The 13,116-nt window shown below is 64.8% G+C and carries 10 protein-coding genes; 2 read left to right on the plus strand and 8 right to left on the minus strand.

All coding sequences use genetic code 11. The features are described 5' to 3' along the window. Positions 1 to 47: 47 nt before the first annotated feature. The 7 genes from RF638_RS11935 to hisS all read right to left on the minus strand — a co-directional run bounded on the left by RF638_RS11935 (position 48) and on the right by hisS (position 8,134). Entirely contained in the window at positions 48 to 263 is a 216-nt protein-coding gene (locus tag RF638_RS11935; RefSeq protein WP_368842120.1) for a DUF4862 family protein, read from the minus strand. Positions 264 to 377: 114 nt separating this feature from the next. Continuing rightward, positions 378 to 1,841 carry a replication-associated recombination protein A gene (locus RF638_RS11940; protein ID WP_238663231.1) on the minus strand — a complete coding sequence of 488 codons (1,464 nt, stop codon included), beginning with the start codon at positions 1,839 to 1,841 and terminating at the stop codon, positions 378 to 380. Positions 1,842 to 2,078: 237 nt separating this feature from the next. Further along, positions 2,079 to 2,531 (minus strand): D-aminoacyl-tRNA deacylase, encoded by a 453-nt coding sequence (gene dtd, locus RF638_RS11945; protein WP_368842121.1) that lies wholly within the window; start codon positions 2,529 to 2,531, stop codon positions 2,079 to 2,081. 119 nt (positions 2,532 to 2,650) lie between these two features. Continuing rightward, positions 2,651 to 3,532 (minus strand): class II glutamine amidotransferase, encoded by an 882-nt coding sequence (locus RF638_RS11950; RefSeq protein ID WP_368630472.1) that lies wholly within the window; start codon positions 3,530 to 3,532, stop codon positions 2,651 to 2,653. A gap of 46 nt (positions 3,533 to 3,578) precedes the next feature. Beyond that, complete coding sequence (locus RF638_RS11955; protein WP_368842132.1) at positions 3,579 to 4,772, minus strand: MFS transporter; 1,194 nt, start codon at positions 4,770 to 4,772, stop codon at positions 3,579 to 3,581. Positions 4,773 to 4,828: 56 nt separating this feature from the next. Next, positions 4,829 to 6,667 (minus strand): aspartate--tRNA ligase, encoded by a 1,839-nt coding sequence (gene aspS, locus RF638_RS11960; protein ID WP_368628930.1) that lies wholly within the window; start codon positions 6,665 to 6,667, stop codon positions 4,829 to 4,831. A gap of 111 nt (positions 6,668 to 6,778) precedes the next feature. Further along, on the minus strand, positions 6,779 to 8,134 hold the full coding sequence (gene hisS, locus RF638_RS11965; RefSeq protein ID WP_129701622.1) for a histidine--tRNA ligase: 1,356 nt from the start codon (positions 8,132 to 8,134) through the stop codon (positions 6,779 to 6,781). Positions 8,135 to 8,352: 218 nt separating this feature from the next. Here hisS and RF638_RS11970 point away from each other — a divergent pair, with 218 nt between their 5' ends. Further along, positions 8,353 to 9,927 carry a DUF349 domain-containing protein gene (locus RF638_RS11970; protein ID WP_315276627.1) on the plus strand — a complete coding sequence of 525 codons (1,575 nt, stop codon included), beginning with the start codon at positions 8,353 to 8,355 and terminating at the stop codon, positions 9,925 to 9,927. Positions 9,928 to 10,029: 102 nt separating this feature from the next. Continuing rightward, a complete protein-coding gene (locus tag RF638_RS11975; protein WP_129701624.1) occupies positions 10,030 to 10,680 on the plus strand; it encodes a hypothetical protein in 651 nt (216 codons plus the stop codon). Here RF638_RS11975 and RF638_RS11980 read toward each other — a convergent pair. After that, complete coding sequence (locus tag RF638_RS11980; RefSeq protein ID WP_095798043.1) at positions 10,659 to 13,070, minus strand: bifunctional (p)ppGpp synthetase/guanosine-3',5'-bis(diphosphate) 3'-pyrophosphohydrolase; 2,412 nt, start codon at positions 13,068 to 13,070, stop codon at positions 10,659 to 10,661. The genes RF638_RS11975 and RF638_RS11980 overlap by 22 nt on opposite strands. Between the last annotated feature and the right edge of the window lie 46 nt (positions 13,071 to 13,116).

Below are 13,116 nucleotides of genomic sequence, written 5' to 3' on the forward strand. Positions count from 1 at the left end.
ACTACATCGCCAGATCGCTCCTGGAGACCGGCGGGTTCAGGCCGCGACTACACCCTGGATCCTGAAGAGCCCCTTTTCATCTGCCGGGCCAACCATTCAATTGGGTCCACAAATCCGTCCCGGAACGGAATCTCTAGTGCCGTGGCCTTTCCATGTCGTGCGAGCAGGTCATAAAACATTTCCTGGTTCTTCTGATCCGATGGAATGGCCGCGTAAGCACCCACCACAATGGGGCGAAGGATCTCTTGATTCATGCGAGTCATAAATTAATTGTGCATATAAAATCGACAATTACCAGCCTTTTAAGCTGGGCCTTCAAGTGCCTACCGCTTCTTCCCTGTGCTCAAGGATTCTCTGTATTCATCTGAAGTTGAAAGCTATTCATCACGGACCATGCCGCGCAGGATCTCTACTCGGTGTGCAAGTTGTTTCTCGTGACCGTACGGCGTGGGCCGGTAGTAGTCTCGGCCCACCAGCTCGTCCGGCGGGTACTGCTGCGAGGCCACGGCATTGGGCTGGTCGTGGGCGTACAGGTAGCCGTCCCCGTGTCCCAGGGTGGCCGCACCCTTGTAGTGGCCGTCCCTGAGATGCATCGGAACCGGCCCGGCCTTGCCCGCGCGAACATCCGCGATGGCCTCATTGATGGCCATGTATGAGGCATTGGACTTGGGCGATGTAGCCAAATGCGTGACCGCCTGAGCCAGCGGGATACGCCCTTCGGGCATGCCGATCAGCTGCACCGCTTGTGCCGCTGCGACCGCGGTTTGCAGCGCTGTCGGGTCCGCCATGCCGATGTCCTCGGAAGCAGAAATGATCAGTCGCCGGGCGATGAATCGTGGGTCCTCCCCCGCTTCGATCATGCGCGCCAGGTAGTGCATGGCAGCATCCACATCTGAGCCACGGATGGATTTGATGAACGCGCTGATCACGTCATAGTGCTGATCGCCCTGCTTGTCGTACCGCACGGCAGCGCGATTGAGCGCTTCCTCCGCGTGCTCCAGGGTGATGGTCACGGGGCCGACGGCGCTCGGTCCCGAGTCTTCGTTGGTCACCGCGCCTTCCTTGGCGTCCCCGCTGTCGAGGGGCGCCCCACCGCCATCGGACTCCCCTTCGGCAGCTGCGGCATTTCGGGTGTGAGAGAAGGCCACTCCCGCGGAGGCGTCCAACGATGTCAGTGCCTTGCGAGCGTCACCGCCGGCCATGTCGAGCAGGTGGTTCCTGGCGTCGTCGTCGAGTGTGACCTCACCGTTGAGGCCGCGCCGGTCGGTCACGGCGCGATCGAGCAGTTCGTGGATGTCGGAGCGTTCAAGTGGCTGCAAGGTGAGCATCAACGAGCGGGACAACAGCGGTGAGATCACCGAGAAGGACGGATTCTCCGTGGTCGCGGCCACCAGAATGACCCAGCCGTTCTCGACTCCGGGAAGCAACGCGTCCTGCTGGGCCTTGGTGAAACGATGGATCTCGTCCAGGAACAGCACGGTGCTGCGCCCGTGCAGATCGCGGTCGGTGAGCGCTTCGTCCATGACTCGGCGGACGTCCTTGACGCCTGCTGTGATCGCCGACAGTTCCACGAACTTGGTCCCGTGGCCGCGCGCAATGACGTGCGCGATGGTGGTTTTTCCGGTTCCCGGCGGTCCCCACAAGATGATGGAGTTCGGACCGGCCGGACCCGCATCAGTTCCGGCCAATACGCGCAACGGTGATCCGGCACGCAAAAGATGTTTCTGTCCAACCACTTCGTCCAGCGTGCGCGGGCGCATCCGCACGGCCAAAGGCGCTCGACCACGGCCACGGGTTGGCGCAGGATCGTCTTCCCGGTCGGGCTCGTCCGGGTCGGGCAGGTCAAACAGCGGATTGCTCACAGCACCGACCCTAACGGGAGGTTCCGACATGCATCCGTACGGAAGGTAGAAGTGTCATGTGAGGAAACTGCAGCGGTACGGCCTGGGGTGAGGAACGTGCACATCCGCGGCTACTTTTACGCTTTTCCCTCCCCTGGGGCCGCCAAGCATCATTTTCCTCACCTGAGACTGCGCCGCCCGTCCGCTTTCTCAAAGGCACGCGTGAAGGCTCAGGGTTCACTGCCTCCGCGGGCGGTCCAGCTCGTCGGAGTCGACGATGATGGTGACGGGCCCGTCATTGATCAGCTCGACCTGCATATGAGCGCCGAAGACACCGGTGCCAACGTCCAAACCGGCCCCACGCAAGGATTCCACGAACTGATCGAAGATCGGCTCGCTGACGTCCCCGGGCGCCGCCGCTGACCACGAAGGCCGCCGTCCCTTCCGCACATCCGCGTACAGGGTGAACTGGCTGACGGCCAGCACGGGTGCGGACAGGTCCACACACGACTTCTCCCCCGGAAGAATCCGGAGCGTCGCGATTTTCTCAGCGAGTTTCTTCGCGGTCTCCGGGGTGTCGTCGTGGGTGACGCCCACCAGAGCCAGCAGTCCTGGCCCGGTGATCTCCCCGGTCACCGAACCCTCAACCGTGACGGACGCCTTGGACACCGTTTGCAACACAATCCTCATGGGCTCAGTTCATCACACCCGGTAGACCAGCATGGATGCGGAGTCGTGCCACATCCTGGCATCAGTAGGACCCCTCTCGCGAGAGCGCGGCGCGACACGCGAGAGCGATGTCCTCGGCCTCAATCTGCACCCTGCGCCGTTGCCGCGTGACCGAGCTCGTCGTGACCGATCTGACGCCGCGGCCGGCCCAAGCCCAGGTCGAGCAGCTCGAAGGCATCACCCGGACCAGCGTGCAGCGCCCAACCCGGTGAGATCATCGCCCATTGAGCATCGTCCGTCATGCGTTCACTGGCCACCACGGTGACCGTATTGATCGTGGGATCCAGACCGGCCACGGCCCAGTACCTTGAGGTGAAACGTACTGGTGACTGACCCGTCGGCGCCGGGTGTGAACCCGTTCCGGCGGGCCCGCTGAGGTACCACAGCGGATTCGTGTCCGGGTAACGTACCGCCCACACCTCCTGCGGTGTCGCCAGGACACAATTCAGGCAGTACAGCGACACGTTCTGCGCCAACCACGTCAGACATGCACGGAGCGCCTGAACAACATCGCCCGAGAATTCCCGTAGATATGAGGTCAGCAGCGCGAAGTAGCGCTCGCTGTCGGTGGTGCCAAGAACCAAAGAGGTCGCGTCACGCCGGTCCAGCTCCCGATCCAGCACATTGAGAGACCGAATCACCCCGTTGTGCGCGAACATGCGCCCTTCCTGTTCGAACGGGTGCGTGTTGGCTACGCTCAGCTCGCCCTCGGTCGCAAATCTCACGTGGGCCACAAAGCTCGTGCCGGTCAGGGCCTGCGCGGCTATCGCAAATTCGGGATCGAGGTAGGCGGCGAGTGCTGATCTGACGAGATGCGGCTTGCCGTTCGGATCGAAGGTGCCGATCCCGGCGCCGTCGGGCTGCCGTCGACTCTGCTCGGACAGTGAATCGGAGGCGTTCAACAGCCAGAACGAGCAGGTTTGCGGCTGCGCTCCGGTGTGGAGCCCGAACAGTCTGCACACGGCAACCTCCCCGGAGGTGATTCGCGCGGTGAGCGTGTTCTCGAGCCTACTCCTGCACCGTGCGGTCGGTCGCCACGCGATCCTCCAGAAAACGACGGCGCCCGGTCAGCAGCACACCCGCGGTCAAGGCGATCAGCATGAGCCACAGGTAACCGAACGAGGTCCACCATGAGCCACCCCATGTGAACAGCAGACCGAAGATCAGCGGTCCCACGCACCCGGCCAGGTATCCCACGCCCTGGCCGAATCCCGACAGTGCACCCGCCCCGGCCGTGCTGCGCGTGCGCGCGTTGATGAGCGTCAGGGCCAGCGGGAAGGAGGCCTGCGCCAGTCCGAAGATCGTGATCCACACCCACACGGCATCCAGCGGCCCCCATTGCGTGGTCGGCCACAACAACAGCCCCAGGTAGCCCAGCGCGTACAGAGCCACGGCCGTGAGCCCCAGACCGGTGGTCCGGGAAAGGCGACGCACCAACAGCGGCACCACCAGGCTCACTGGAATCCCCAAAATTGCGTAATAGGCGAGCATGAGCCCAGCCTGATGCTCGGAGAATCCGTAGCTCGTGATCACGCGCGGCAACCAGGTGAACATTGAAAACGTGTTGGACGAGGTTCCCACGAACAGCAGCACCAGCCCCCAGCCGATCGGCGATCGCCACGGCCTCACCGTGGCCTGTGCCGGATCCGGCGCGACCGACGACGCCGCTCGCGCACCCTCCCGACGCACGCTCACCCACATGAGCAACCACGGGATCAAAGCTGCCAGCGAGAAAACCGCCCAGGACCCGACCGAGAAACGCCACCCGGCGGCGTCGGCGAGGGGCACCGCGAAGAACGGGGCGGCCGCGGTGGACAGCCCCAGGAGCATCGAATAGATCGCGGTGAGCGGGGCAATGTGCTCGCGGAAGTACTTCTTGATGATGGGTGGCAGGGTCACGTTGCCGATGCCCAGCCCAATCATAATCAACAGTGAGAAGGCCAGAAAGGGACCGGACGAGGAACTGGCCGCGCGGGCAATCAGCCCCGCGGCCGCGAGTGCGCTGGCAATCGTCAATAACGCCTCCAAGCTGATCCGACGCATGGCGGCCGCAGTCAAGAAACCTGTGAGAGCGAAGCCGAGGGTCGGCAGCATGGCCAGCAGACCGGTGGAGGCCGCGTCCAAGGCAACGTCCTCGCGCACTCGATCCAGCACGGGTGACACCCCTGACACGGCGAGCCGTAAGGAGAAGGCGGACAGCACAATGCCGGCCAGGGCAATCAAACCCCGGCCGGCAAAGTTACTGTGACGCGTGCGTGCTACTTGGAATCGTCCTTTACGCCGGCCTGAGCCTGATCGGTCTCGGCCTTGTCCGCAGCCTTATCGGCCTTCTGGCCCCTGGGCTCGGGCTTGGCGTCCACGCCGGCTTCCTTGCGCTGCTGCGCGGTGATGGGCGCGGGAGCGGCGGTCAGCGGGTCGTAGCCGTTACCGGTCTTGGGGAACGCAATGACGTCGCGAATGGAATCGGTGCCGGCCAGCAGGGCCACCACGCGGTCCCAGCCGAAAGCGATTCCACCGTGCGGGGGCGCGCCGAACTGGAAGGCGTCCAGCAGGAAGCCGAACTTCTCCTGGGCCTCTTCCTGCGACAAACCCATCACGCGGAACACGCGGTCCTGCACGTCGCGGCGGTGGATACGGATGGAACCGCCACCGATCTCGTTGCCGTTGCACACGATGTCGTACGCGTAGGCCAGGGCGTCACCGGGGTTGGTGTCGAAGGTATCGAGGAACTCGGGCTTGGGCGAGGTGAACGCGTGGTGCACCGCGGTCCAGGCACCGGAGCCCACGGCCACGTCACCGGATTCCACGGCGTCAGCGGCGGGTTCGAACAGCGGGGCGTCCACGATCCAGACGAAGGCCCAGGCCTCGTCGTCGATCAGGCCGGTGCGGTGACCGATCTCGACACGCGCGGCACCGAGCAGTGCGCGGGAGGGCTTGGCCTCGCCGGCGGCGAAGAAGACGCAGTCGCCTTCCTTGGCACCCACGGCCTCGGCCAGTCCGGCCTTCTCCTCGTCGGAGATGTTCTTGGCCACGGGACCGGTGATCTCGCCATCTTCCTTGAACAGCATGTACGCCAGGCCCCGTGCGCCGCGCTGCTTGGCCCATTCCTGCCAGGCATCGAGCTGGCGGCGCGGCTGGGAGGCACCACCGGGCATGACCACGGCACCCACGTAGGGAGCCTGGAAGACGCGGAACGGGGTGTCCTTGAAGTACTCGGTCAGGTCGGTGAGCTTGAGATCGAAGCGCAGGTCCGGCTTGTCCGTGCCGTAGTCGGCCATGGCCTGCGCGTAGGTCATGCGCTGGATGGGCGTGGGGATGTCCACGTCGATCAGCGACCACAGGGCCTTCACGATCGACTCACCCAGGGCGATGATGTCGTCCTCTTCCACGAAGGAAGCCTCGACGTCCAGCTGGGTGAACTCGGGCTGGCGGTCCGCGCGGAAGTCCTCGTCGCGGTAGCAGCGGGCGATCTGGAAGTATTTTTCGATGCCGCCCACCTGCAGCAGCTGCTTGAACAACTGCGGGGACTGCGGCAGCGCGTACCACGAGCCCGGCGAGAGACGGGCCGGAACCACGAAGTCACGGGCACCCTCGGGGGTGGAACGGGTCAGCGTGGGGGTCTCGACCTCCAGGAAACCCTGGTCGTGAAGCAGGTTGCGGGCCACGCGGTTGACCTCGGAGCGCAAGCGCATGATGCGGGCGGGCTCGGGGCGGCGCAGGTCCAGGTAGCGGTACTTGAGGCGCGCTTCCTCACCGACCTCCACGTGCTCGTCGATCTGGAAGGGCAGCGCGGCGGAGGTGTTGAGCACGGTCAGTTCGTCGACCATGACCTCGACCTCACCGGAAGGCAGGTTGGGGTTCTCATTGCCCTCGGGGCGGCGCTCGACCTTGCCGGTGACCTGTAGGACGAATTCGTTGCGGAGCTGGTGGAACTCTGCTTCGTCGCGCACCACGATCTGTGCCACACCGGAAGCGTCGCGCAGATCCACGAACGCCACGCCACCGTGGTCACGACGGCGGTCGACCCAACCGGCCAGCGTGACCGTTTCGCCGATGTTCTGGGCGCTCAATGATCCGAGTTCGTGCGTTCGCAGCAAGAAATATCCACCTTTTCATGTCTGGGGTGTTGGCTCGACCGGTGCGTTCGCCAGCCGGTGGGCTGGGCGCGGCTCGGTGGCCAGGTCAGTCTGGTTGAAAGTCTACAAGTCTCAGGCGGTCTCGGGCGCCTCGACCGTGGGGTGCAGGTCCTCGTGCGGGGGCTGCCAAGCCGTGGGATCCGCGGTGACCTGCTCGCCGGAGCGGATGTCCTTGACCTCGTGGGTCACGGTGCCGTCCTCCTGAACGGTCGAGAACCACACGAACGGAATGCCGCGGCGTTCGGCGTAGCGGATCTGCTTGCCGAACTTCTGGGGCGACGCCGCCACTTCGGTCGCGATGCCACGGGCACGCAGTTGCCCGGCCACGTCCTGGGCGGCGGACCAGGACTCGTCGTCGTTGAGGGCCACGAGCACGGCGGAGGGCACGGCGCGCGAGGCCTTGGCCATGTTCTGGGACAGAATGCGGGTGACCAGGCGGGTCACGCCGATGGAGAGACCCACACCCGGGAAGTTCTTCTTGCCCGTGGTCGCCAGAGATTCGTAGCGCCCGCCCGAGCACACCGAGCCCAGTTGTTCGTGGCCCACGAGCACGGTTTCGTACACGGTGCCGGTGTAGTAATCGAGGCCTCGGGCGATGGAGAGGTCCGCGTTGACCTTGCCGGGAGCGCGACGGGCGGCCTCGCCCACGACCTCCGCGAGCTCGGTCAAGCCCTCCTCGAGCAGGTCGTTGCTCACGCCCAGTGCGCGCACCTGCTTCACGAAGGACGTGTCCTCGGTGCGGATGCTCGCAAGATCCAGGGCCGACGCCGCCTGCTCGGCGGTTGCTCCCACGTTCGCCTGCAGATTGGCGATCACGGCGTCACGGCCGATCTTCTCGAGCTTGTCGATCTCGCGCAGCACGGCGGGGGCGTCGTCCAGGCCGATGCCGCGGTAGAACCCCTCGGCGAGCTTGCGGTTGTTCACGCGCAGCACGAACGGCGGGATGGGCAGCCGTGACAGTGCTTCGATCATGACCAGGGCCAGTTCCACGTCGTAGCGGAAGGCCAGGGTGCCGTCACCCACCACGTCGATATCGGCCTGGGTGAACTCGCGGGCGCGACCCTCCTGCGGACGCTCACCGCGCCACACCTTCTGGATCTGGTAACGGCGGAACGGGAACGTCAGGTAGCCGTTGTTCTCCACCACGTAGCGGGCGAACGGAACCGTGAGGTCGAAGTGCAGTGCGAGCGCGCCCTCCTTGGGCGACTTCTCGTCCTCGTCCTGCTGCAGCCGGGACACGCCGTAGACCTCTTTGTCGATCTCGCCCTTGCGCAGCAATTGTTCGACCGTCTCTACGGCACGGGTCTCGATGGACGAGAAGCCGTGGAGCTCAAAGGTGCGCCGCAGTTCGTCCAGGACGTGTTGCTCCACGATCCGCTCTTCCGGAAGCCATTCGGGGAAACCGGACAGGGAGGTGGTGCGGGCCATGGGTGAGTTCTCCTTGGTGCGAATGCGGGGTCCCGGCGCGCGATCCTGGACCTGGTCATAGAAAGGCCCCGAGCGGCGTCGTGGTGTGTGCTGCCATTCTAGGACGCCGCGGTCGATAGGATGGCCGTATCGATGACCGATTCCACGCGTCGTGTGACGAATGCCCGCTTTTGTGGGGCTCGTAGCGCGGTCGTGGACGTGGAGAGAGAGTTATAGCGGTGACAGAACGTCCTGAATCCGACGACCGGCCCCAGACCCCCGAGTCGGCCCCCGTGCCAACTCCCCCGGCGAAACCTGCCAAGCCTGCTGCCCCGGCCGCAGCACCCACGCCGACGCCGCCCGCTGCAGCGCCGTCGAAACCCGCCACCCCTGCAACGCCCGCGAACGTCGTCCCCCAGGCCACCGAGGGTGCCGTGCCCGCGCCTGCCGGCCCGGCGCCGTCGGCACCCGTGGTCGCTCCCGCTCAGCCGGCCCAGTCAGCGCCGACCCAGACCGCGCCGGCCCAGGAAGCGGCCAAGCCCGCCCTGGCCACTCCGGAATCCGTGGCGCGTGCCAAGCAGCACGGCCGCGCGGACGAGAACGGCACTGTGTACGTGACCGTGGACGGTGAGGAACACGAGTGCGGCCAGTTCCCGAACGCGACCGAGGACGAGGCGATCGCCTACTTCGCGCGCAAGTTCGACGATGCCGAGGCCCAGGTTGACCTGCTCGAGCAGCGTCTCGCGGCCAAGGCTCCGACCACGGACATGCGCAAAACGGTGGAACACGTGCGTGAGCAGGTCGCCGCCCGCGGAATGGTGGGCGATCTGGCCGGACTTTCCACGCGACTCGATGCCCTAGATGTCGCCATTGGCGAGGCCGAGACCCGTGAAAAGGAAGAGCAGCAGAAGGCCAAGGCCGAGCAGCTGGCTCACCGCACGGCCATCGTGGAGGCCGCGGAAAAGGTTGCCGGTCAGGACCCTGAGAAGACCCAGTGGAAGCACTCGTCGGAGCGCATGGGCGAACTCTTCGATCAGTGGAAGGCGCACCAGCGTTCGGGCGTGCGGCTGTCCAAGTCTGATGAGGAATCCCTGTGGAAGCGCTTCCGCAAGGCCCGCACAACGTTCGACCGGCACCGCAAGGCGTTCTTCTCCAAGCTGGACGAGACCAACGCCAAGGCAAAGCGGGCCAAGGAAGCGCTGATCGCTGAGGCCGAGTCCCTGTCGAATTCGACAGATTGGGGCCCCACCGCCTCCAAGTACCGCGACCTCATGGATCGTTGGAAGGCCTCGCCCCGGGCGTCCCGCAAGGACGACGACGCCCTGTGGTCGCGGTTCCGCGCGGCCCAGGATGTGTTCTTCGACGCCCGCAAGGCCGCCAATGAACAGATCGATCAGGAGTTCGAGGCGAACCTGGTGGTCAAGGAGGAGCTGCTCGCAGAGGCCAAGAAGATCCTTCCCGTCAAGAATTTGGATCAGGCGAAGAAAGAGCTCGCAGCCGTACAGGCTCGTTGGGAGGAAGCCGGTAAGGTCCCGCGTGCCCACATGCGTCGCGTGGAGAACGAACTGCGCGCCGTCGAGGACGCCGTCAAGAAGGCCGAGGACGACCAGTGGCGCCGCACGGATCCCGAGACCAAGGCACGCTCCAACTCCATGTTGACCCAGCTCGAGAACAAGATTGCGGATCAGAAGACCGCCATCGAGGCCGCCCGTGCCTCCGGCAACGAGAAGAAGGCCGCCACCCTCGAGAAGGATCTGGCCACGAGCGAGCAGTGGTTGGCCACGCTGCAGGCTTCGGCTTCAGAGTTGAACTGATGTGAGCTGAGCGCACTGCACAGCGAACGGGGACCGTTCCGGTTGTCCACAACCGGGGCGGTCCCCGTTTTCTTTCCCGCCGGCATCGGTTCAGATGGGGTCATGACACCGCCGCAGCCGCAACCCACCGACTCCGTTCACTCGCTACCGCCCCGAAGCGGTGCGAAGCTGACACCGGTCTTGCGACCCGGGCACCCGTTCAGCGGTCCTGAGCTCTCCGCGATGGTTTCGGACGGGATTCTCAACCGAATCCTGCTCGACGCCCACGTACCCGTGGGAACTGCGCTCACTCGAGTCAGCAAGTTGCATGTCCTACGCGCGGTGATTCCCGCCCATTTGCAACGTCGCGGGGTGCTCGGACGGCTCGGCGCCGCATGGTTCTACGATTGCGCGGAAGTACCTGAACCCCTGCCCATCCTCGTCGCCAAGGACGCGCGAACCACCACGACACTCCCCCGCGGGTTCAGCCTGCATCAGACCGCGTTCAATCCCTTCGACCGGGTCGTTCACGAGGATCTGGCGGTGACCAGTCCGCTGCGCACCGCGGTTGATGTGGCGCTTCACGTGCCCGGTTCCGAGGGCACCGGGGCCCTGCACTGGCTCATGGCCTCCCCGCACCTGCACTGCCCACCCGAATTGGTCCTGGCCGCACTCGAGGCCGTCGGCAAGAAACCGGGCCGCCGCCAGGCTCTGGCCAGGGTGCGGAAAGTGGGCCGAGCCGTGGAACGCGGTTACGAAGCCACCGGACGTTGACCCGAGGTGCGGTAGACGTCGTACACGCCATCGATCCGGCGGACCTGGTTAAGCACGTGGTCCAGGTAGCGGGTGTCTCCCATTTCGAAGGCGAAACGGGAGATCGCCAATCGTGACCGCGAGGTGTGCACCTGCGCGGACAGGATGTTCACGTGGTTCTCGGACAGTACGCGGGTCACATCGAGCAACAGGGAGTGTCGGTCGAGGGCCTCCACCTGGATCTCCACGAGGAACAGCGAGGACTGCGTGGGCGCCCAACTGACTTCCTTGACCCGCGGATCATCTGAGGACAGCAGGGACTTCATGTTGTTGCAGTCCTTGCGGTGCACGGAAATGCCGGCACCACGGGTCACGAAGCCCACGATCTCGTCCGGCGGAACCGGGGTGCAGCAACGTGCCAGTTTCACGTACACGTCCGACATGCCCTGGACCACCACACCCGAATCGGACACCGTGGCCCGGGCCGGAGCGGTGACCTTGGTGGTCTCGGCGAAGTCCTCCTCGGTGCCCTCCGCGCCACCGTGGTGCTCGATGAGCTTCTCGACGACCTGCTGAGCGTTGACCGCGTCGTTTCCGAGCGCCTCGTACAGCGCGGCGACGTCAGACCGGTTGAAGTCCTGTGCGACCGATACGAGAGACTCGTGCGTCACCGTGCGCTGCAGCGGCAAGTGGTGCTTGCGCAGCGCCTTGGTGAGCAGGTCCTTCCCGCGCTCAATGGCTTCCTCGCGGCGTTCCTTCGAATGCCACTGGCGGATCTTGGTGCGCGCCCGCGGCGAACCCACGAACTTGAGCCAGTCCTGCGACGGCGATGCCGACTCGGACTTGGACGTCAGGATCTCCACACGATCACCGTGCTGGAGTTTGGAGGACAGCGGCACCAATTTGCCGTTGACCCGGGCGCCGATCGTGTGGTTACCCACCTCAGTGTGCACGGCGTAGGCGAAGTCCACCGGGGTGGACCCGGTGGGCAGCGCCATGACCTCACCCTTGGGCGTAAAGACGTACACCTCGGCCGTGTTGATCTGGTACCGCAACGAATCCAAGAAGTCCGAGGAGTCCTTGGCTTCTTCCTGCCACGAGACCAACGAGCTGAGCCAGTTGAGCTCGCCTTCCTTGGCCTTGGGTGTGGCAGAATTGGCCTGGTTGACCTGGTTCTTGTACTTCCAGTGAGCGGCCACACCGTACTCGGCACGGTGGTGCATCTCGTGGGTGCGGATCTGGATCTCCACCGGCCGCCCGTTGGGACCGATCACCGTGGTGTGCAGCGACTGGTACATGTTGAACTTGGGCATCGCGATGTAGTCCTTGAAGCGGCCCGGCAACGGGCTCCACTTCGCGTGCAGCACACCGAGGGCGGCATAGCACTCACGCACCGAGTTCACGAGCACGCGCGCGGCTTGCAGATCATGGATCTCGTCGAAATCCTTACCCCGCACGATCATCTTCTGGTAAATCGAGTAATAGTGCTTGGGCCGACCGGTGATCGTGGCGTCGATGCCGGACTTGTCCAGCTCCGCCGCGATCAGACCGCGGATCGTGGCTAGGTTGCGTTCGCGCTCCGGCGTGCGCTCCCCCACCATGCGAACGATCTCGTCGTAGACCTTGGGGTACAGCGCGGAGAAGGAGAGATCCTCGAGTTCCCATTTGATGGTGTTCATACCCAGTCGGTGGGCCAACGGGGCGAAAATCTCAAGGGTTTCGCGGGCCTTCTTGGACGACGACGAGGATGAGACGAACCGCCACGTGCGTGCGTTGTGCAGCCGGTCGGCCAACTTGATGACCAGCACGCGAATGTCCTTGGCCATGGCCACGATCATCTTGCGAACCGTCTCTGCCTGGGCGTTCTCGCCGTAGTGGATCTTGTCGAGTTTGGTCACTCCGTCCACGAGCGTGGCGACCTCTTCACCGAAGTCCTTAGTGAGCTGTTCGAGCGAGTAGTCGGTGTCCTCCACGGTGTCGTGCAGGAGCCCAGCGACAAGGGTGGCGCCGGTCATGCCCAGCTCCGCGAGAATCGTGGTCACGGCCACCGGGTGGGTGATGTAGGGGTCACCGGACTTGCGCTTCTGCCCTTCGTGGTACGAGTCCGCTACGGCAAAAGCGCGTTGCAGGACGTCCAGATCTTCGTCAGGGTGCGTCGCACTCACCGTGCGTAACAGTGGCACCAGAACGGGCGATCGGGGCACCGATTCACCGGAGAGCACGGACAGTGTCGAGCGGGTGCGTTCGCTGCGACCGGGGAACACCGCGCGTCCGAAGACCGGACGGGAGGCGGGCAACACAAAATGGGTTCCCGCGGTCTCGATTCTCGAATTGGCAGGCAGCGCCGGGGGGTCCTGTGGGTTGGGCGGCACGGAATTCTTTGCACTCTGAGCGTCTGACTCTGTCGTCATGGGTCCACAGCCTCCTCACGGATCACCGCTGGCCGGGACGGGATCT

The organism is Kocuria sp. CPCC 205235 (assembly GCF_040980905.1).
Taxonomy (GTDB): domain Bacteria; phylum Actinomycetota; class Actinomycetes; order Actinomycetales; family Micrococcaceae; genus Kocuria; species Kocuria carniphila.